The organism is Amycolatopsis sp. NBC_00355 (genome assembly GCF_036104975.1).
Taxonomy (GTDB): Bacteria; Actinomycetota; Actinomycetes; order Mycobacteriales; family Pseudonocardiaceae; genus Amycolatopsis.
Map to the genome: position 1 here is coordinate 3,255,611 of NZ_CP107982.1, position 19,575 is coordinate 3,275,185.

General features: G+C 73.4%; 20 protein-coding genes. 7 read left to right on the forward strand and 13 right to left on the reverse strand.

Annotated features, from left to right (window positions below; all coding sequences use genetic code 11):
* Nucleotides 1-558: 558 nt before the first annotated feature.
* Complete coding sequence (locus tag OHS18_RS13820; RefSeq protein ID WP_328617309.1) at nt 559-1,005, reverse strand: nitroreductase family deazaflavin-dependent oxidoreductase; 447 nt, start codon at nt 1,003-1,005, stop codon at nt 559-561.
* A gap of 53 nt (nt 1,006-1,058) precedes the next feature.
* Nucleotides 1,059-1,271 carry a hypothetical protein gene (locus OHS18_RS13825; RefSeq protein WP_328617310.1) on the reverse strand — a complete coding sequence of 71 codons (213 nt, stop codon included), beginning with the start codon at nt 1,269-1,271 and terminating at the stop codon, nt 1,059-1,061.
* A 258-nt stretch (nt 1,272-1,529) separates the two neighbouring features.
* Between OHS18_RS13825 and OHS18_RS13830 the strand changes: the two genes are divergently transcribed.
* The 3 genes from OHS18_RS13830 to OHS18_RS13840 are packed head-to-tail and all read left to right on the forward strand — an operon-like array spanning nt 1,530 to nt 4,208.
* On the forward strand, nt 1,530-2,834 hold the full coding sequence (locus OHS18_RS13830; RefSeq protein ID WP_328617311.1) for an amidase family protein: 1,305 nt from the start codon (nt 1,530-1,532) through the stop codon (nt 2,832-2,834).
* A gap of 7 nt (nt 2,835-2,841) precedes the next feature.
* Nucleotides 2,842-3,651 carry a MerR family transcriptional regulator gene (locus tag OHS18_RS13835; protein ID WP_328617312.1) on the forward strand — a complete coding sequence of 270 codons (810 nt, stop codon included), beginning with the start codon at nt 2,842-2,844 and terminating at the stop codon, nt 3,649-3,651.
* A gap of 23 nt (nt 3,652-3,674) precedes the next feature.
* Nucleotides 3,675-4,208 carry a hypothetical protein gene (locus OHS18_RS13840; RefSeq protein WP_328617313.1) on the forward strand — a complete coding sequence of 178 codons (534 nt, stop codon included), beginning with the start codon at nt 3,675-3,677 and terminating at the stop codon, nt 4,206-4,208.
* Here OHS18_RS13840 and OHS18_RS13845 read toward each other — a convergent pair.
* Nucleotides 4,205-4,573 (reverse strand): ArsR/SmtB family transcription factor, encoded by a 369-nt coding sequence (locus OHS18_RS13845; RefSeq protein WP_328452726.1) that lies wholly within the window; start codon nt 4,571-4,573, stop codon nt 4,205-4,207. The genes OHS18_RS13840 and OHS18_RS13845 overlap by 4 nt on opposite strands.
* Nucleotides 4,574-4,627: 54 nt before the next feature.
* On the opposite strand from OHS18_RS13845, the gene OHS18_RS13850 reads away from it, so the two are divergent.
* The gene (locus OHS18_RS13850) at nt 4,628-5,617 is read left to right on the forward strand and encodes a cation diffusion facilitator family transporter (RefSeq protein WP_328617314.1); all 990 of its coding nucleotides are present in this window, start codon (nt 4,628-4,630) and stop codon (nt 5,615-5,617) included.
* Between the two features lie 28 nt (nt 5,618-5,645).
* Here the strand turns inward: OHS18_RS13850 and OHS18_RS13855 are convergent, their stop codons facing one another.
* The 3 genes from OHS18_RS13855 to OHS18_RS13865 all read right to left on the reverse strand — a co-directional run bounded on the left by OHS18_RS13855 (nt 5,646) and on the right by OHS18_RS13865 (nt 8,728).
* Nucleotides 5,646-6,590 carry a ketopantoate reductase family protein gene (locus OHS18_RS13855; RefSeq protein WP_328617315.1) on the reverse strand — a complete coding sequence of 315 codons (945 nt, stop codon included), beginning with the start codon at nt 6,588-6,590 and terminating at the stop codon, nt 5,646-5,648.
* A 132-nt stretch (nt 6,591-6,722) separates the two neighbouring features.
* Nucleotides 6,723-7,919 (reverse strand): MFS transporter, encoded by a 1,197-nt coding sequence (locus OHS18_RS13860; RefSeq protein ID WP_328452720.1) that lies wholly within the window; start codon nt 7,917-7,919, stop codon nt 6,723-6,725.
* Nucleotides 7,916-8,728, reverse strand: coding sequence for a DeoR/GlpR family DNA-binding transcription regulator (locus OHS18_RS13865; RefSeq protein ID WP_328617316.1), 813 nt, complete (start codon nt 8,726-8,728; stop codon nt 7,916-7,918). The genes OHS18_RS13860 and OHS18_RS13865 overlap by 4 nt, the downstream gene beginning before the upstream one ends.
* A 123-nt stretch (nt 8,729-8,851) precedes the next feature.
* Here OHS18_RS13865 and OHS18_RS13870 point away from each other — a divergent pair, with 123 nt between their 5' ends.
* Nucleotides 8,852-9,439 carry a TetR/AcrR family transcriptional regulator gene (locus OHS18_RS13870; RefSeq protein ID WP_328452716.1) on the forward strand — a complete coding sequence of 196 codons (588 nt, stop codon included), beginning with the start codon at nt 8,852-8,854 and terminating at the stop codon, nt 9,437-9,439.
* Here the strand turns inward: OHS18_RS13870 and OHS18_RS13875 are convergent.
* Together OHS18_RS13875 and OHS18_RS13880 are read right to left on the reverse strand one after the other, a co-directional pair.
* Nucleotides 9,436-10,539 carry a Gfo/Idh/MocA family protein gene (locus OHS18_RS13875; RefSeq protein WP_328617317.1) on the reverse strand — a complete coding sequence of 368 codons (1,104 nt, stop codon included), beginning with the start codon at nt 10,537-10,539 and terminating at the stop codon, nt 9,436-9,438. The two genes, OHS18_RS13870 and OHS18_RS13875, sit on opposite strands and share 4 nt — an antisense overlap.
* Complete coding sequence (locus OHS18_RS13880) at nt 10,536-11,270, reverse strand: sugar phosphate isomerase/epimerase family protein (RefSeq protein ID WP_328617318.1); 735 nt, start codon at nt 11,268-11,270, stop codon at nt 10,536-10,538. Before OHS18_RS13880 ends, OHS18_RS13875 begins: the two co-directional genes overlap by 4 nt.
* A gap of 234 nt (nt 11,271-11,504) precedes the next feature.
* Here OHS18_RS13880 and OHS18_RS13885 point away from each other — a divergent pair, with 234 nt between their 5' ends.
* Complete coding sequence (locus OHS18_RS13885) at nt 11,505-11,708, forward strand: hypothetical protein (RefSeq protein ID WP_328452710.1); 204 nt, start codon at nt 11,505-11,507, stop codon at nt 11,706-11,708.
* A 75-nt stretch (nt 11,709-11,783) separates the two neighbouring features.
* Complete coding sequence (locus OHS18_RS13890) at nt 11,784-12,638, forward strand: SAM-dependent methyltransferase (protein ID WP_328458880.1); 855 nt, start codon at nt 11,784-11,786, stop codon at nt 12,636-12,638.
* 72 nt (nt 12,639-12,710) lie between these two features.
* Here the strand turns inward: OHS18_RS13890 and OHS18_RS13895 are convergent, their stop codons facing one another.
* From OHS18_RS13895 to OHS18_RS13915, 5 genes are all read right to left on the reverse strand, one after another.
* Nucleotides 12,711-15,143, reverse strand: coding sequence for an RICIN domain-containing protein (locus OHS18_RS13895; protein ID WP_328617319.1), 2,433 nt, complete (start codon nt 15,141-15,143; stop codon nt 12,711-12,713).
* A gap of 137 nt (nt 15,144-15,280) precedes the next feature.
* Nucleotides 15,281-15,664 carry a CU044_2847 family protein gene (locus OHS18_RS13900; protein WP_328617320.1) on the reverse strand — a complete coding sequence of 128 codons (384 nt, stop codon included), beginning with the start codon at nt 15,662-15,664 and terminating at the stop codon, nt 15,281-15,283.
* Nucleotides 15,665-15,693: 29 nt separating this feature from the next.
* The gene (locus OHS18_RS13905) at nt 15,694-17,007 is read right to left on the reverse strand and encodes an ABC transporter substrate-binding protein (protein WP_328617321.1); all 1,314 of its coding nucleotides are present in this window, start codon (nt 17,005-17,007) and stop codon (nt 15,694-15,696) included.
* A complete protein-coding gene (locus OHS18_RS13910; RefSeq protein WP_328617322.1) occupies nt 17,004-18,134 on the reverse strand; it encodes a hypothetical protein in 1,131 nt (376 codons plus the stop codon). Before OHS18_RS13910 ends, OHS18_RS13905 begins: the two co-directional genes overlap by 4 nt.
* The gene (locus OHS18_RS13915; RefSeq protein WP_328617323.1) at nt 18,131-19,567 is read right to left on the reverse strand and encodes a VWA domain-containing protein; all 1,437 of its coding nucleotides are present in this window, start codon (nt 19,565-19,567) and stop codon (nt 18,131-18,133) included. The genes OHS18_RS13910 and OHS18_RS13915 overlap by 4 nt, the downstream gene beginning before the upstream one ends.
* Between the last annotated feature and the right edge of the window lie 8 nt (nt 19,568-19,575).

A 19,575-nucleotide genomic window follows, 5' to 3' on the forward strand; every position in this document is an offset into this window, starting at 1 on the left:
GCGGGGCAAGTCTGGGCCTTCGGAGCGAACTGGCACACGGCGCACGGCCGCGCGTCGTTGCCGGATCCGGGGTGGACGGTCCCGTTGTCGGGTTTGGGGCGTTGTGCCGGCTTCCGGCCGCGCACTGCGGGGTGGCTTCCCCGGCGATCCGGTCGAGCGGACCCGATCTGGGCCTTCGGAGCGAACTGGCACACGACGCCCAGCCACGCATCCTTGCCGGAACCGGCGCGGACGGTCCGGCCGCCAGGGCCGGGCTCGGGGCGTCGGCCCGGCTTCCGGCCCCGTGCTGTGGGATGGCGTTCCAGGCGCTCCGGCCGGCTGGGGCAGGTATGGACCTTCAATACGACACCATGCGCAAGCACGACGCCCGCCGGCACATCGTTGCCGTCTCCGACTTGGATGGTCCAGCCCCCGGGCTCGGGTCGCAGGTCGGCTTCTCAAGGAACGCATTGCCACCCCGCGGGGCGCTCACCCACGTGGTGCCGGGCTGAAGACACAGCTGGGCGAAGCCCGCCGGCAGCGCGGGGGCGTCGGCGGCTCGCTGCGGGACCGCATGCTCTAGACCTGCTCGACACGGAACACCGCGATCCGGCCTGCCGCGTCGGCGACCGCGTCCGGGTTGGCGGCTTCGGCGAGACCCGTTGTCACGTAACGGTTGCCGACGCTCGGCGGGCTCGTTTCCACGAGCTTGCGCAGGATCGGGCGCCGCTCCTCCACCGGTACCTCGACCAGGCGCGCGGTGGCCGAACGGCGGCCGCGGGTCAGCGTGACGCTGGCCGCGGCGCGCACGTTCGCCACCCAGGCCGCCTTCGGGTAGGCCTGGATGATGTACCGCTCGCCGTCCTGCGGGATCACCGCGATCGGGAAGGTGCGCGGGACGCCTGTGCGGCGTCCCGCGACCGTGAGCAGCTGCATCGGGCCGAAGGCGATGCCGAGCCGCTGGAGCCCGACGACGAGCTTGTTCCCGGCGTTGACCATCCGCCGGTAGTTCTGCGCTGTTGCCATGACCCGAGCGTACGCCAACTCATACGGAACTCATATCATCCGAAAGCCGTAACTCATGTCGGGTCGGGGCCGGGCGCGGGCTCGGGCGGGATGGGGTCCGGGACCGGTACGCCACTGGGCTCGGGCGTCGGCCGGTCCGGGCCGGGGCCCGGCGGCACCGGATCCGGGCCCGGCGGTGCCGGGTCGGGACTCGGTCCGACCGGGTCCGCCGGGATCGGCTCGGGTGGTGCCGGGGGTGCGGTCAGGCGCTCCGCTGCGATCGGCATCGCTCTCCCTCCGCCGTCCGTGGGTCGGGCGGCTGTCACTCTTGGTTACCCATCCCGCGCGTCCGGGAACCCCGCGGCGCTCCGTGCCGGGATACCGTCGTCCCGTTCGTCATCCTCTGTGGACCGGCCGGCCACCGGGCGCCGCAGCGCCTCCTCTCCGAACCCGCCGATGGCGCGTCCCCCGATCAGCGCCGCGACGAACCCGGCCAGGGCTCGGCTCTTGACCCTGACACCGTGTCAGGCCGTACTCCTCGGCGCATGACCTTCCGAACCGCCACCGAGGTGGCCGCCGGGATCCGCCGTGGGGCGCTCTCGGCTCATGACTTGACCGGAGAACTCCTCGACCGCGTCGGGAAGTCCCCGCTCAACGCCGTTGTCGAAACCCACCGCGACATCGCGCTCAAGGCCGCCGAGGAGGCGGATCGGGCGGTCGCGCGCGGTGATGACGTCGGGCCGCTGCACGGCGTCCCGATGACCGTCAAGGACGCCTTCGACGTCGAAGGCATGCACACGACCTGGGGTGAGCCGGCGTTCGCGGAGCACGTCGCGGACCGGGACGCGGCCGTCGTCGAACGGTTGCGCGCCGCGGGCGCGATCGTCGTCGGCAAGTCGAACGTGCACCACATGCTCGCCGACTTCGGCCGGACGGTGAACCCGCTGTACGGCCGCACACTCAACCCCCGCGATCCCGCCCGCACGCCGGGCGGCTCGTCCGGGGGCGCCGCGGCCGCGGTCGCCGCGGGGCTGTCGTACCTGGAGTACGGCTCGGACCTGGCGGGCTCGATCCGGATCCCGGCGGCCTACTGCGGTGTCTACGGCCTCAAGCCGACCGCCGGAACCGTGCCGCTGCGCGGGTTCCAGCCGCCCGGGCCGCCCGCGGGCCCCGGCCGCGACTTCCCGTCGGCGGCCGGGCCGCTGGCGCGCTCGGCCGCCGACCTGCGGCTCGCCCTCGGCGTCACCGGCGGGCCGGACGGCGCCGAGGCGCACGCGTACTCGTGGCGGCTCGCGCCCCCGCGGCGCACCCAGCTGGCGGACTTCCGGGTCGGCGTCGTCCTCGACGACCCGCGCTGCCCGGTGACCGGTGAGGTCGGCGACGCGCTCTCGGACGTCGTCGACGCGCTCGCCCGCGCCGGGGTCCGGGTCGGCGAGGGCTGGCCGGACGGCGTCGACCCGGCCGCCCAGGCGGAGTCGTTCGGCTTCCAGGTCGAGCTGTTCTTCGCGATGCACGAAGGCGACCTCGCGGGGGTCGTCGAGCAGGAACGGCGGCGGCTGGCCTCAACGGCGGCGTGGGCGCGGTACTTCCGGGACACCGACGTCTTCCTCTGCCCGACGGTCTTCACGACCGCTTTTCCCCACGAGGGCGGGCAAAGCCGTTACGACGACCAGGTGTTCTGGATCGCGCAGGCGTCGCTGCCCGGGCTGCCCGCGGTGTCCGCCCCGGCCGGGGGTGCGCTGCCGGCCGGGCTGCAGGTGGTCGGCCCGGCGCACGAGGACGACACGGCGATCACGTTCGCCGAGCTCGCGGCGGACGTCGTGGGCGGGTTCGTCCCGCCTGGGGAATGATCGGCGGGTGTTCTCGATCGGGGACTTCGCCCGCCACGGCCGGGTGTCGGTCCGGATGCTGCGCCACTACGACGCGCTCGGGCTGCTGCGCCCGGCCCGCGTCGACCCCGCGACGGGCTACCGCAGCTACACCGCGGGGCAGCTGGCGCGCCTCAACCGGATCGTCGCGCTGAAGGATCTCGGGTTCACCCTCGAGCAGGTGGCGACGCTGCTGGCCGAGGAGGTACCGGTCGAGCGGGTGCGCGGGATGCTGACGCTGCGGCGCGCGGAACTGGAAGCCGCCGTGGCGGAGACCGCGGCGAAGCTGGTGCAGGTCGAGGCCCGGCTGCGGACGATCGAGGACGAGGGCCGCGCGCCCGCGTACGACGTCGTGGTCAAGGAGCTGCCGGCCGTGCGGCTGGTGGAGCTGACGGGTGTCGCGGCGGGGTTCGCGCCGGAAGCCATCGGCCCGGTGGTCCGCCCGCTGTGCGCGGAGCTGGGCCGGCGGCTGCCGGCCGCGGACGTGACGCCGGCCGGGCGCCTGACGTGCTTCTACGAGCAGCGCGCGGAGGACGAGGTCGTGGTGCACGCGGCGATCCCGGCGTCGGTCGGCTCCGGTGACCTGAACGGCCTGAGCGTCGCGGACCTCCCGGCGACCCGCGCGGCGACGCTGGTCCACCGCGGCGCGATCGACGGTGTCCTGCCGAGCTGGCAGGCGGTCGTGCGGTGGATCGAGGAGCACGGCCACCGCTCGACGGGGGCGCAGCGGGAGCTGTACCTGGACTGCCCGGAGGATCCGGCGGGCTGGGTGACCGAGCTGCAGGAACCGATCGGCTGAGATCGTTGCTATCGTTCCGCGGCGTGCAGCACCTCGAAGAACTCACGGTCGTCTGGCGATCGGCGATCCTCCCGCGGGAGTACGAGCCGCGCGGTCCGCTCGTCGAAGTCCACCTGGTTCCGGCCGTCCCGGCGACGCACCACGGGACGCCGGAGCTCGACCGGGTCCGCGACGAGCTCGCGGCGGACTTCACCCGCGCCGGTTCCTCCGCGGGCGGGGCCTGGGCGTTTTCGGCGGCCGAGGACCGCGGGCTCGCGGTGCTGAGCACCGGCCAGCGGACGTGCTGGTTCCCGTTCGACGAGGACGACCTCGCGGCGCGCGTCGCGGACCGGCTGCACACGCTGCTGGACCTCGGGCTCGCGGTGCCCGGCCGCCTCGCGCCGGCGATCGGGCTGGATCCGGTCGCCTCGACGATCAAGGTCGCCGCCCGCAGCGTGAGCAGTCCCGGGCGGATCCGGATCGGGACCGAGGACGCGTTCTCGCCCGGCGAGCTGCGCCGGGCGTCGCGGGAGATCGCCGAGGGGCTCGTCGCCCGGCTGGCGGCCCCGCTGGGTTAGTCCGCCCGCGGGTGGTGCGGCTGGGCGTGCTCGCCCGGGGGCAGGTCGCGGTCCAGGTGGTCCGCGTGGTGCAACGCCTGGGCCAGCAGGCCGCGGACGTGGTTGTCGGCCGCCGAGTAGTAGACGAACGTGCCCTCGCGGCGGCCCTTCACCAAGCCCGCCAGGCGCAGTTTCGCCAGGTGCTGGCTGACCGCCGTCGGGGCCGCGCCCGCCAGGTCCGCCAGGCACGCCACCGAGGACTCGCCCTGGAGCAGGGCCCAGAGGACCTTGATGCGGGTCGGGTCGGCCAGCAGGCGGAACGACTCCGCGGCCAAGTGGACCTGCTCGTCCGTGGGCATGTCGAACTCCGGCAGCTCCGCGTGCATGTAACTACCCTACTACTTGCGTATATGCGTGCCTGCGCAGGTAACATGACATCCATGAGCAAGGGACACGGGCACGGACATGGGCACCGCCACTCGCGGTGGCGGCCGCACAGCCACGACAGCGCCGACCGCGTCGACCACGCCCTCGAGACCAGCCGGCGCGGGATGCGGGCGCTCGTCCGGTCCTTCGCCGCGCTGTTCGTCACCGCCGTCGCGCAGCTGGTGCTGGTGCTCGTCACGGGCTCGGTCGCGCTGCTGGGCGACACCATCCACAACTTCGCCGACGCGCTGACCGCCGTCCCGCTCGGCATCGCGTTCCTGCTGGGACGGCGGGCCGCGACGCGCCGCTACACCTACGGCCTCGGGCGCGCGGAAGACCTCGCCGGGGTGGTCGTGGTGCTCGTCGTCGCCGCGTCGGCCGTGGTCGTCGGGTACGAGTCCGTGCTGCGGCTGCTCGACCCGCGCCCGGTCGGCCACCTGTGGGTGGTCGCGGCCGCCGGCGTGGTCGGGTTCGCCGGCAACGAGCTGGTGGCGCGCTACCGGATCACCGTCGGGCGCGAGATCGGCTCGGCCGCCCTGGTCGCGGACGGCCTGCACGCGCGGACCGACGGCTTCACGTCGCTGGCCGTCGTGCTCGGCGCGGCCGGTGTCGCGCTCGGGTTTCCCGCCGCGGACCCGATCGTCGGGCTCGGCATCACCGTCGCGATCCTGTTCGTCCTGCGTGACGCGGCGAAGGAGGTGTTCCGGCGGCTGCTGGACGCCGTCGACCCGGCGACGGTCGAGCTGGCCGAAACCACCGCACGCGACGTGCCGGGGGTGCTCGGCGCCGGGCCGCTGCGGATGCGCTGGATCGGGCACCACCTGCGCGCCGAACTCGCCGTCACGGTCGAAACGACGCTGACCGTCGAGCAGGCCCACCGCATCGCCCACGACGTCGAACACCGGCTGCTGCACGCGGTTCCGCGGCTGACGGCGGTCGCCGTCCACACCGAACCCGCGACCGGCGCCGACCAGGTCCACGAAAGTCTGGCGCACCACCATTAAGCGAGGAGCGGACAGCAGGCGCGCGCGCCTACTCGAACACCGGCTCCAGCGCCGCGAGCCGGGGCAGCGGGACGCCGAGCCCGCGGGCCTCGGCCAGCACGTCCCTCGCGTACGCGCCCGCCGAGTCGCGAGTGATCTGCCCGGTGCGTTCCAGCTGCTGCATGAGGAAGCTGTACAGGTTTTCCGCGCCGAGCAGCTTCCGCACGGCGAAGCCCAGCACGCCCGCCGGGACCCGCGAGACGAGCGCGGCGCCCATCCCCGGGTTGCCGCCCTTGGCCGTCAGCACCGGGATCATCTCGCGTACGAGCAGGACGGACTCCTTGACGGCGGCCGGTGAGCGGAGGAGTGCCGATTGCCCGCCCACCGCCAGCGCCTGCGTCATGAGGCCGGCGTCCAGGATGAAGTGGAACCAGAGCCAGCTGCGGAAATCCTTGCTCTCCGACACCGAGAACCCCGCGTCGCGGAAGAGCCCGCGAACCGCCCCGTAGCGGTCGGTGCGGTTCGAGTCGCCGCAGAACCCCAAGAACACGTTCTTGACGACGCCACCGTGCAGCGTGGAGCCGAGGAACCCGCCGCCACCACCGGGAAATCCCCAGACGACCTGATCGGCGGGCAGCGCCGACACGGCGGCGGCCGGGTCGACCCAGACGTTGTTGAACACCAGCACGGTGGCGGCACCGGCGCGGGTGCTCAGGAACCCGACGGCGGCGTCCAGCTGATCGTGGTTGACGCTCAGGAAGATCAGGTCGTAGTCGTGGCCGGCGTCCAGGTCCTCCCGCAGGGTGACCGGCCACCGGCGCCGGACCGGCACGCCGCGGCCGGTGCGCCCGTCCCGGATGTCCAGCTCCACTTCCGGGCCGTACTCGGCCGCCCGTCCAGGCCGGACGTAGAACTCCACCTGGTGTCCCGACCCCGCCAGCGCCCAGCCGTAGAGCGTCGCGATCGTGCCGCGGCCGAACATCAGGATCTTCACTGATTCCCCCTCATCACGAGTCGGCGGGCGACGCCTCCTTCACCGTCCACAGTAGAGGCGAACGGAGAATTTCCCGCCGTACCGCGGGCAAGTGAGAAAGAGAGCGACCGGACCGACTCACGTACGGGAAGCTCAGGAGCGCACCGGCTCCTCCGCCGGTGCCGGCTTCGGCGTCAGCACCCCCGCGAACACCGCCGCCAGCACGCACAGCACCACCGGCACCGCGAACGTCACGCTCAGCGGCATCCACCGCGTCAGCCCGCCGATCAACGCCGGCCCCGCCAGCAGACCCACGTAACCCAGCCCGACCACCCGGGCCATCAGCGCGCCCGAGTTGCGCGTGTCCAGGTTGCCCGCCGCCGAGAACAGCTGCGGTACCCCGCCCGACAGGCCGAGGCCGAAGATCGCCCAGCCCACCAGGGACAGCGGGACCCACGGGGCCGCCGCGGCCACCGAGAGCCCGACCGCCGCCATCGCCGCGCCGTAGCGGACGATCGCCGCCGGGCCCGCCCAAGCCGCGACGCGGTCGGTCAGGAACCGGCCGGTCGTCATCGCCACCGCGAACGCGCCGTAGGCGAACGCCGCCGTCGAGGCCGACGTGCCCAGGTCCTTCTCCAGGTGCAGCGCCGCCCAGTCGTTCGCCACGCCCTCCGACAGCATCAGCGCCAGGGCCAGCGCGCCCAGCAGCCAGATCAGCCGCCCCGGGGTCCGGCGGGTGGACGTCGCCGCGGGCGCCGCCTGCGCGACGTCGGCCGGCGCGTCGGCCGGCTCGATCAGGAACCGGGCCGCGACCAGCGAAAGCAGGATGCACAGCAGGCCGGTGCCCGTGAGCGTGACGCCGGTCGCGACCCCCGCGCCGAGCGTCGCGGCACCGATCGCCGCGGCCAGCGCGCCGCCGATCGACCACATCGCGTGGAACGACGCCATGATCGGGCGTGGGTACGCGCGTTCCACGACGACCGCGTGCGAGTTCATCCCGACGTCGATCGCGCCGTTGCCGAACCCGAACAGGATCAGCGAAAGCCCCAGCGTCCACCACGAGTTCGCGAAGCCCGGCGCGCACAGCGCCAAGCCGAGGAACACCCCGGCGGCGGGGACCAGCTTGCGGTGGCCGAGCCGGTCGACGAGCGGGCCGGACACCTGCATCCCGGCGAACGCCGCGCCGCCCAGCACCAGCAGCAGCGCGCCCAGCGTGCTGTGCGAAATGCCGGTCGCGCGCTCGACGTTCGGGATGTGCACCACCCACATCCCCATGCCGAACCCGTTGAGGGCGAAGAACATCCACGTCGCGACGCGGGCGGCGCGCGGACGGGCGGGAGCGGTCGTCATCGGTTCTCCGTGTGGTTCTCTGGGACGTCTTCGGCAAAGTTCCCGGGCGGGACGGCGATGTGCACGAGCACCCCGCGCTCGGCCAGCGCCGCACGCTGGTCCGCGGGGGCGCCCGGGTCGGTGATCAGGACGTCGGGCCGGTCGGCGGGGCACACGTGGGCGAGCGAGACGCGGCCCCACTTCGCACTGTCGGCCAGCACGATCGACCGCGCCGACACGGCCAGGGCCTGCTGCTTGACCTCGGCGTCGGCGAGGTCGAACGCGGTCAGCCCGGCTTCGAGGCCGAACGCACACGGGCTCAGCACGGCGACGTCGAAGCGCAGCGCCCGCAGCGAAGCGAGCGTCAACGGGCCGACCAGCGCCTGCTCCCCCGGCCGCGGCTCGCCACCGGGCAGCAGCAGCCGTACGTGCGGGGCGTCGGCCAGTTCACGCGCGGCGTGCAGCGACAGCGGCATCACGGTGACCGAGCGCTCGCGCAGCAGCCGGGCCAGCTCCAGCGCCGTCGTCCCGCTGTCGAGGACGACGGTCTCGCCGTCGGAGATCAGCTCGGCCGCCGCGGCCGCGATGGCCCGCTTCGCCGCGATGGACGCCGTCGCGCGGGCCGCGAACGGCGGCTCCACCCCGGACGGCGACGCCGGGACGGCCCCGCCGTGCACCCGCCGCAGCACGCCGCGGGCGGCGAGGTGGTCCAGGTCCCGGCGCACGGTCATCTCCGACGCGCCGGTCACCTCGGCGAGCTCGGCGACGCCGACCTGCTCGGTGCCGCGCAGCCGTTCGACGATGACCCGCTGCCGTTCCGCGCTCTTCACCCGGCGATGCTCGCAAGAACCGAGCGTTCGCACAACTGATTTGTTCGACCGATCACTGCGCTTGTGCGAATCGCCGCTGCGGCATGATGGGATCGTGCACGTCGCCGAGACCACCGCAGCCCCGTGACCGGGGGCTACCTGAAGGGCCGGATCCGCCGCGAGGACATCATCACGGCGGCGGCCGCGGCGTACGGCGAGCTCGGGTACCACAGCTCGTCGCTGCGGGAGATCGCCAAGCGCGTCGGCATCACGCACGCCGGCCTCCTCTACTACTTCCCGACCAAGGAAGCCCTGCTCGCCGCCGTCCTCGAACGCCGCGACGCGGAGGACTCCGACCGCGAGCAGCTGCGCGTCCCGGCCGGGCTCGACGTCCTGCGCCACTTCGTCGCCTTGGCCGAACACAACGTCCGCCACCCCGGGATCGTCGACCTCTACTCGCGCCTCGCCGCCGAAGCCGTGGCCCCGGACCACCCCGCGCACGACTACTTCGTCGAGCACTACCGGGCCGCCCGCGAAGGGGTGCGCGAGTCGTTCGAGGTCCTGGCCGCGCGCGGCCAGCTGCGCGACGGCGTCGATCCACGGGTGGCGGCGCTGACCTTCATCGCGTTGATGGACGGCCTGCAGGTGCAGTGGCTGACCGTGCCCGGCGACGTGGACCTGGTCGGCTCGCTGCGGTTTTCCCTGCAGAACCTGCTCACCGTCCCGCTCTAGAGCGTCTTCTCGCGGGGATCCCAGGCCACCGGCAGCGCGGGCGGCACGGCGACGACGCTCGCCACCTCCACCGGCTGCCCGCGGGTCAGCGACTCGTCGATGGCCAGCATCGCGTCGAGCACGTGGTAGGCCAGCTCGCCCGACGCGCGTTCGGGCACGCCGGCGCGGATCGCCCGCGCCAGCTCCAGCGTGCCGGTGCCGCGCGACGCCGCGTGCCCCTTCGGCGCCAGCTCCTCCGGTTCCTCCTGACCGAACAGGTGCAGCGCGGTCGGCCCGTCGAACCGGTTGGGGTCCGGCAGCACGGCCGTGCCGAGCGTGCCGGTCAGCTCGACGAACCCGGTGCGCCTCAACGCCGAGTCGAAGCTCAGCACGACCTGGGCGGACCCGCCCGAGGTGAACTCGACCAGCGCGGTGACCGTGGTCGGCACCGTCACCGGGAACTCCGTTCCGGCGCGCGGCCCCGACCCGATGACGCGGGTGTCGCGCGCCCGGCCGCCGGCGCCCGTGACCCGGCGGATCGGGCCGAGCAGGTGCACCAGCGTCGTCAGGTAGTACGGGCCCATGTCCAGCAGCGGCCCGCCGCCGGCCTGGAAGAGGAACTCCGGCGCGGGGTGCCAGCTCTCCGGGCCCGGCACCTGGAACAGCGCGAGCGCGGTGTTCGGCTGCCCGATCCGGCCTTCGTCGATCGCGCGGCGCGCGGTCTGCAGCCCGGCGCCGAGCACGGTGTCGGGCGCGCTGGCCACGCGAAGGCCCTTCTCCCGCGCGCGGTCCAGCAGCTTGCGGCCGGTCTGGCGGTCGAGCGCGAGCGGCTTCTCCGCCCAGACGTGCTTGCCCGCCTCGAGCGCGGCGAGCCCGACGTCGACGTGCGAAGCGGGGGTGGTCAGGTTGACCACCAGCTCGACGTCGGGGTCGTCGAGCAGCTCGGCCACGGTGCCCGAGCGCGGCACGCCGTACTCGGCCGCCCGCGCCGCCGCGCGCTCGGTGTCGAGGTCGGCGACGCGCAGGACGCGGACGTCCGGGAAGCTCGTCAGGTTCTCGAGGTAGGTGCCGCTGATGACGCCGGCGCCGACGAACCCGACGCCGACCGGCCCGCCGGTCACTGCCCGGCGCCGGTCAGGAAGGCGTGGCTGGCGGAGATGGCTTCGAAGAGGTCACCGTCGAAGGCGTCGAACTCGACCACCCGCAGGGCGTTCGGCGCGGCGGCGAGCACCTCGGCGATCGGGACCTGGCCCTGGCCGGCGGGGAGCTGGCCGGTGGCGTCGGTGGCGAGGCCGCCGTCCTTGACGTGGATCGCCTTGACGCGGTCGCCGAGCCGGCCCAGCAACGCGGCCGCGTTCTCGCCGCCCGAGGTGGCCCAGTAGGTGTCGACCTCCAGGGAGACGGCGGGGTCGAGCTGGTCGGCGAACACCTCGAACGCGGCGCGGCCGTCGATCCGGGATTCCAGCTCCCACCAGTGGTTGTGGTAGCCGACGCCGACGCCGTGCTCGGCCGCGACCTTCGCGGCGGCGTTGAGGGCGTCGGCCGTGGCGGCGATGTCGGCCGGGTCCTGCCACTGCTCGGGCTTGACCAGCGGGTCGATCACGAGGCCGATGCCCAGCTCGGCGGCCGCGGCGAAGACGGCGGCCTGGTCGGCGCCGATCAGCCGGGCGTGCGCGGTCGGCGCGGTCAGGCCGTTGGCCGGCAGCCCGGCCCGCAGGGCGTCGACGTTCTCGACGACGCCGTACGGCTCGACCTGCGTGAAGCCGATCGCGGCGAGACGCCGCAGGGTGTCGGCGGGATCGGCCGCGAAGGCGTCGCGGACCGAATACAGCTGCACGGAAAGCAGGCTCATCCCCAGCTCCTGAGATCAAGGTGGCGGAGGCCCGCCACAGCTCCACAAGATTTCTACCACCTGGTCAAAATTGGCACCAGGGCTTTCCCGGTGACCCGGCCGGACAGATCTGCGGTTTTGCCGGACGTGCTCGTGCGTGCCCCGGCTCACCGGCGCCCGGGGGTTTTGGGGTGCTCCGAATGGGGCAGTAACGCAGCACGGGAAGGGACCGAACCGACGCGGGAGGTGCCGTTAGTGGACAGGACAGGGGACGAAGTGGACACGGGGGCGCTCGGCCACCCGGGGTCCCGTCGCGACCTGACGGAACTGTCCGAGGCCGCGCGAGACCTCGACCGGCGGATCGAACAGCACCTGGCGCGGCTGCGCCGGGAACGCGTCGGACGCCGTGACGACTTCCGGGACGACATCCCGGACCAGCGGCTTCGGCCGAGCGGCTGACCTCGCGTTTACCGCGGGGACGCGACCTACTACGCTCGGTGGCCCAACGCCGCGCCGATGTCCTGCGAGGTCGCCATGTCCGACGTCCCGTCCCCGGGTTCCCCCAGCCAGAAGCCGGTGGGGGTGGATCCGGAGCGGCCGAGCATCGCGCGGATCTACGACGGGTTCCTCGGCGGTCACAACTTCTACGAAGTCGACCGCGTCGTGATGGAGAAGATCCGGCAGGCTGTCCCGGAAGCGGTGGACATCGCCCGCGGCAACCGCGGGTTCCACAACCGCGCGCTGCGGATGCTCGCCACCCAGACCAGGATCCGGCAGTTCGTCGACTGCGGGTCCGGGCTGCCGACCGCGGAGAACACGCACCAGATCGTCCAGCGCATCGACAAGGACACCGGCGTCGTCTACATCGACAACGACCCGGTGGTCCTGGCGCACGGCCGCGCACTGCTCGCCGAGAACGACTTCACGCACATGGTCGAGGCGGACATCTTCAAGCCGGAAGCGGTGCTGGGCAACGACGAAGTGCTGCGGCACATCGACTTCGCCGAGCCGGTCGCCCTGCTGCACGTCGGCACCATGCACCACTTCGAGGGTGACGGCGCCGCCGACGTCATGCGCGAGTACATCGACGCGCTCGCGCCGGGCTCGTACGTGGTGCTGTCGCACTTCTTCGACCCCGAGGTGCCGGAGCTGACCGCGATCGCCAAGCGTATCGAGGACATCCTGACCCAGGGCCCCCTCGGCGCCGGCCGGTTCCGCACCCGCACCGAGATCGAGGCGATGCTGCCGGGCCTGGAGTTCCTGCAGCCCAACGCGACGTCCGCCCCGGGCCTGTCGGTGTGCGACGAGTGGTGGCCCGACGGCCCCCGGCTCACCCCGCTCAGCGGCTCCGCGAAGTGCGTGGCCGGGATCGTCGGCGTCAAGCGCTGAGCCCGCCCTGTCGTGAGTGTTCAGGGCGGTTAGAACCGCCCTAAACACTCACGACAAGCCGCGGCAGACCCGCTAACGCAGCTGCCAGAGGTGGTCCGCGGTTCCGTTGTCGGCGAACTGGACCACCTGGGCGCTGTCCGCCGTCGACATGCCGTCCACGCCCAGCACCTTGCCGGAGTTGCGGTTCTTCAGCCGCCACCAGCCGTCGCCGTTGTCGACCAGCTGCCAGAGGTGATCCGCCGTGCCGTTGTCGGCGAACTGCACCACGCGCGCACTGTCCGCTGTGGACATCTGATCGACACCGAGCACCTTGCCCGAGTGGTGGTTGCGGATCCGGTACCAGCCGTCGCCGTTCGCGACCAGGTACCAGAGGTGGTCGTCGGTCCCGTTGTCGGCGAACTGCACCACCCGCGCGCTGTCCGCTGTGGACATCTGATCGACACCCAAGACCTTGCCGGAGTTGCGGTTCACGATCCGGAGGGCCGCTCCCCCGCCGCCCGGCAGCCACGGGTGCCCGTCCGGCGCCGCCGTCGGGAACGACGTGACGCGCAGCCGCGCCGCGCCCATCGGGATCAGCGTGATCGTCTCGACCGGTGCGTCGCTCTTCGCCGGTGACGCCTGCAACGGCGTGACGACGTGCTGGTCGTCCGCGGTCCATTCGGCGATCTTCCGCGCCGAGGTGGTGATCTTCACCGGGACGGCGTCCGGGGTGAACGGGTTGGCGGGCAACGTTCCCCCGGCCGCCGAGAAGGTCAGCGCCGCGTCGGGGGCCAGGCCGTAGTTCCACGGCGTCGTCGCGTGCACGGCGTACTGCGGGAACTGCGCGGACCCGCCCAGCGATTGGTAGCTCTCGCCGATCTTCAGCGAGTACGTCAGCGGGCCGTGGTCGACCGACCGCGAGTCGTGGTTCGCGCTCCAGGTCCGCACGGTCGTGCGCTGCGGCAGCGTCAGCGTGACGACGTCGCCGTCCGCCCAGGTTCGCGAGACCTTCGCGAACGACGGCCCGGCCGTCACCGCGACCGACGCGCCCGCGACGACCAGCCGCGGCGCCGCGCACCACGCGGGAATCCGGAAGTACAACGGGAAAGCCAGGCTCCGAGGCGTCCGGACGGTGAAGGTGACCTGCTCGGAGAACGGGTAGGTGGTGTCTTCGGTGATGGTCACCGGGGTGCCGTCGGCGACCTTCGCCGTGACGCTGCTGGCGGAGTACATCGCGGCCGCGAGCCCGTTGTCCGGGGTGGCCAGCCAGAGTTCCTCGGTGAAGTACGGCCAGCCCATGCCGTAGTTGTGCGGGCAGCAGCGGTACTGGTCGACGCCGGGCAGGTAGGCCTGCATCGCGAAGCCGTTCTGGAACTGGCCTTCGCTCTTGGGCACGTTGTCGAGGTCGACGCTGTTCGCGCTGGTGATGTAGTGCACCGCGCGCCCGGCCGGGTCCAGCGCGGCGGGCAGCGAGTTGAACGCGAGGTCCTCGCAGCGGTCGGCCCACACCGGGTCGCCGGTCAGCCGGGTGAGCAGCTGGTGGCTGGCCATGAACTCGACGATCCCGCACGTCTCGAAGCCCTGCCTCGGGTCGCCGAAGCCGGGGCGCGCGTTCTCGTCGCCCGCGAAGCCGCCGCCGGCGAACTGGCCGTAGGTGGCCATGACCGTGCTGTAGTCCTGGTAGGTGGCTTGGGTCAGGGACGCCGAGCCGCTGCGGAGCGCGTACTGCGCGGGCTCGCGGAAACCCTGGGCGACGTTGACGTTGTGCAGGCTCGGCAGGTTCCCGACCCAGTTGGCCCCGTAGGTGTGGATCTTGTCGGCGAGGTCGAGCAGGAACGTGTCGCCGGTGCGGTTGAACAGCCAGAACACGCTGTCGAGCCCGTCGCCCCAGCGGACGGACACCCAGTCGGAGTCGAACGCGCTGGGCCCCTGCGCGTTCATGTAGCGCAGGAAGCGGGTCAGGAACGGGACGACGCGTGTGTCGCCGGTCCATTCCTGCCACGACCGCAACGCCTGCAGCAGCGGCAGGTACGGCCAGAAGTCGGGGCCATTGTTGAGCGCCGTGCGCAACGAGGACGGGCCGAAGAAGCCGTCGGACTGCTGGGTGGCCAGGATGCCGTCGATCCACTTGCCGGCGGTGGCTTTCGCGGTGGCGTCGCCGGTGACCGCGGCGAGGTCGACGTACCCGCGCAGCCAGTACGGCACCTCCTCCCAGCCGGTGCGCTCCGGGTGCACCCAGCCGCTGGTGGCGAAGTCGAGGAAGTGCGACGTCTGCGCGTAGTGCCCGCAGAGGCCGTCGAGCTGCAGGCGCAGCTGCCCGGCGAGCCAGCCGCGCGCGGTGACCGCGCCCGGCGGGAGTTTGAGGAAAGCGGTGGGCCGGAGCGGAGCCGCGTTCGGCGTGTACAGCCCGCCGGCCGCGGGGGCGACGGTGCGGCCGCCGGGAACGGCGGCCCCGGCGTCCCGCGTACTCGCGAACAGACCGGCGGCGACGACTCCGGCGACGAACTGCCTGCGGCTCAGCGGCACGGGTATCAGCCTCCGCGGTCGTTACAACGTTGTAAAAACAGTCCTACCCGCTGGATGCAACGTTGTAAATCCGCCGTTCGTCGGAGGCGGACGCGCGGGGCGCAGTCGGCGCCGATCGCGCGTCGCCGGGGCCGGGCCTACGGCGCGCCCGGCGACCCCGGAGCCGGCGGTTCCTCCGCGGCGTCCGCACTGTCCTCAGTGGACGGCTCGGCGCCGTCGCGGACCCACTTCAGCTTGACCTCGAACTGACCCTGCAGACCCGTGCGGGCGATCACCGCGCCCGCCTGGGCGTCCAGCTTCACGCCGAACTTCAGCTCGACCTCGTCCGGGCCCAGGTCGCGGAACTGGGCCAGCGCCGCGCCCGCGGCCGTGCGGACCTCGGCCAGCGCGTGCTCGAAGGTCGTCGCCGCTTTGCGGAGCGCGCCCGAGGGCAGCGCCGCCCGTTCGAAGCCCGGTTCGACTTCGACCTCGACCACCACCGAGCCACCGCCGGTCAGCGGGAACCGCACGTACTCCGGCACCGGATGTCCTTTCGTCGTAGGGAAACGCTTCAGGCCGGCCCGCACGGCAGGTCGAGCCACTGCTGCGGGCCGATGCTGCGGCGCACCTGCTCCAGTTCGCCGAGCAGGGTGCCGAGCCGGTCGGGGTGGGCCAGGTACTCGAGCACCGCCTGGTAGAACGCGCTGCTCATCGCCGAGGGCATCAGGTCCGACGCGTCGAAGCACAGGTCCGTGCCCTGCGCGAGGGTGCGGGCGATCCGCTTGCCGACGTCGCCGCGGTAGACGTCCTGATCGACCAGGCGCTGGTCCACGGAGAACGTGGTCCCGCCGGACGGCCAGATCCGCTGCCCCTGCTCTCCGGCCAGGTAGGCCATGAGCCGGCGCGCGGCGGGGGTGTCGTGGAACATCCCGGCGAGGTCGGCGGCGACTTCGGACGGCCCGGTGGTGCCGGCGCCCGGGAACGGGAAGAACCGGAAGTCCCGGTCGGGCACGGGCGGGCCGCCGGGACGGCGGATCGCGGTGTAACCGCCGATCGCGAACGAGCCCAGGTGCTCGAACACACACCCCGGCGGGTCGGTGAACAGTGCCTTGCCGGCGTCGGCGAACGAGGTGAGCAGCGCCGCCGTGCTGCCGCCGCGGACCGCGCCCGGCGCCAGGACCAGCGTGCCCCAGCTCTGCCACGCGTCGCGCACGCCGGCGTCGGTCCACGCCAGCCGGCCCGCCGCCCAGGCGCGGTAGGCCGACGGCCCGGCGCGGTGCAGCAGGATGTCCTCGATCCAGTCGGTGCCGGGGAACCCGGAGTTCGGCGGCGCGCCCATGCCGAGGCACCACGGTCGCTGCCCGCCCGCGGCGAGCCGCTGCCCGGTGGCCACCAGCTGCTCCCAGGTGGCCGGCTCGGGCTCGGTGAACGTCGCCGGGCTGTACCAGACGACGCTCTTCAGGTCGGCTTTCACCGCCACCACGTACATCGCGGTGCCGCCGAGCCGCTGCAACCGCAGCCACTGCGGGCTGTACGCGCCGGCCGCTTCGGCGCCGAGGACGTCGTCCAGCGGCTTCAGCTCGCCCGAGGCGGCGTACCCGGCGAGCTCGGCCGGGTTGGACAGCACCGCGACGTCGGGCGGCGTGCCCTGCTGCAGGTCGCCGCGCAGGACCTGGTTCTGCGCGCGGGTGCCCTGGTACCGGACCTCGATCCCGGTCTCCCGGGTGAACCCGTCGAGCACCTGCTCGAACGCGGTCTGCTCGTCGCCGGTCCACGGCCCGAGCACGCTCACCACGTCCGGGCCGGTGCCGACCGCGCAGCCGGACAGTCCGAAGTGGACGGCCAGTATCGCGATCACCCCGAGGACAACGCGTCGCCTGGTCACGACCGGCTCCCGCCTCTCGTCTCGCGGAACCGGTATTCGTCGAGCCGCGGTTGCAGGCCCGCGACGACCAGGAGCCCGGCCCCGACGGCCAGGACCGGGATCCCCCAGCCCAGGACGCCGGTCCAGCCCGGCGCCGTGAGCCCCGGCCCCAGCAGGACCGCCTCGCCGACGCCGGCCGACGCCGCGGCGGGCACGGTCTGGGCGGCCGGCGCGGCGGCGGCGAACGCGGTCACCGTGTCGCCGCAGGCGGTGGGCCCCGCGCCACCGCACTGGGCGACCAGGACCTGGGCGAGCGTCCGCTGGGCCTGGCCGGCCCCGGCCGCCGTGGTGGCGGAGACCGTGTCCACGGTGCGCTCCAGCGCGGTCCCGCTGTCACGCGCGGCGGACTGCACCCCGAGCAGGAACGCCGTCGCCGCGCCGAGGAGCACGAGGACTGCGGTCGCGGCGAGCAGCGCGGGGTTCACCGCGCGCCGGAAGGTGCGGGCGAGGAAGCGCTGCGTCCACCACAGCCCGCCGAGCAGGGCCAGCAGCGGCATCGCCCACAGCAGCGTGATCGCGGGGTCGAGCCACGCGGTGGCGAGCTGCTCGTCCAGCGCGGCGCGCTCGGCCGCGGCGAGCGTGTCGAGCCGCGCGAGGATGCCGTTCTCCCCCGCGGTCAGCAGGTCGGACGCGGACTGCAGGTTGCTCGCGGCGAGCGGGCCGCCGGCGTCCTGCCGGAAGTGCGCGTCGGCCTGCCCGATGAAGCTGTTGTACGCCGGCAGCAGCCCTTCGATCAGCCGCAGCGTCTGGCTGCCCGGCTCGCCGGCCGCGTTGTGCTCGGCGACCTGGGCGAGCTGCTGACTGGCCCGGGCGATCTGGTCCTCGTACTGCTCGCTGGGGCCGGTCAGGCGCGCCTGGCCGTGCTCGAAGGCGGCGACGGCGGCGCCGTGGGCCGCGACCAGGGCCTCCTTGGCGAGCGACACCTCGAGCACCGCGGGCGCGGTGCGCTCGCGGACCTCGGTGATGCTCGCCCGCGCCTGGAGGAGGGTGACCAGCGCGGTGGCCAGCACCAGCACGCTGCCGGCCACCAGGCCGAGCCGCAGCCACCAGAGGGTGGCCCGGGTGGTGCTGCGTGCGGGCCCGGTCACGACGGCACCTCCGCCGGCGGCTTCCCGCAATGCCCGCACCGATTGGCCGTCGGCCGGACCATATGTCCACAGTGGACGCACTTGCGCGGCGCTCCCCCGCTTCCGGGGGCGGCAGCCGTGGCCGGCGCCGCGGCGCCGGGAATCGCGGAGACGGTCGAGCCCAGCACGAGCGAGAAGCCGTCGCGCGGGCGCACGCCCTCCTTGACGGACACCTCGCCGTCGTCGCCCACGTCGATCAGCCGGCCCAGGCGCTTGAGGATCTCCGTGTTGCCCAGCCCGGTCGCGAGCCGGACCGCCGCACCCCATTCCCGCACCGCCTCGGCCCGGTCGTCCCGCGCGAAGGCGTCCCAGCCGGCCCGCACCGCCCGGCCCAGTTCGGCCTGGCCGGTGGCGCGGGCGACGTGCTCGTCCGGCACGCTCGACAACGCCAGGTCGTCGGTCAGGTAGGCCACGACCGCCTGGGCCTCGCCGACCGCGACGACGGCACCCTCCTCGTCCCCCACGACCAGGGTCACGGTGCCGAGCAGCCGGTCTTCGTTCCGGCCCAGCTCGGCCGGCGCGACGTCGAGGCAGAGGTGGTACTCGCGCAGCTCGTCGCCCCAGGCGCCGGTGGGCAGCTCGATCGCGCGGTCTTCGGCCCGGCACTGCGTCGTGAGGTCCACTTCGGACGGGAAGACCTGCTTGACGAACCGCAACCGGCTGTAGGGCAGCGTGGTCAGCCGCAGCCGGAGGTCGGGCACCGTCCGGCCCATCGCCCGCTCGACCAGCCGCCGGAAGTCCCCGGCCAGCTCGGCGTCCTCCAGCACGGCGTCGGCGGTGCCGCGCAGCACGGACGCGATGCGCTGCAGGTCCCGCGGCTCCCAGTCGTCGCCGATCCCCCGGGCGTCACACGCGAATTCGCCGCGGCAACGGTCGAGCGCGGCCTCCAGCGCGCCCGTCCGATCGGACTCGTTCTTGCCGTCGGTGAGCAGCACGGCGTGCCGGATCGCCCCCGGGCTCGCCCGGAACAGCTCCCGTGCCAGCTCCAGCCACGTGCTCATCGCGGTGCCGCCACCGGCGATCAGCCCGGCCGCCGCGGTCCTGGCCTCGTGCCGGGTCCGCTCGTCCGCCACGGCCAGCTCCGGCCCCGGCGGGTAGACCAGCCGGGCGTGCCCGGTGCACTCGACGACGCCGAACCGGACGCCGTCGCGCAGCGAGTCGACCGCGACCTTGCAGGCGTGCCGCGCGGCCTCGATCTTCGTGGGCGGCCAGTCCATCGAGCTGGAGCAGTCCACCAGCAGCAGTTCGGCGGTCTCCGGCAGCCCGGCCGCCGCCGTGGCGCCGGCTTCGCCCACGCGCACGGTGAGGACCGCGTCCATCCGGTCGTCCGACGGGGCCAGGTACTTGTTCTGGCTCAGCTGAAGGGTGAACGACGGGCTGTCCCGGTCGGGCATCGGAGGGA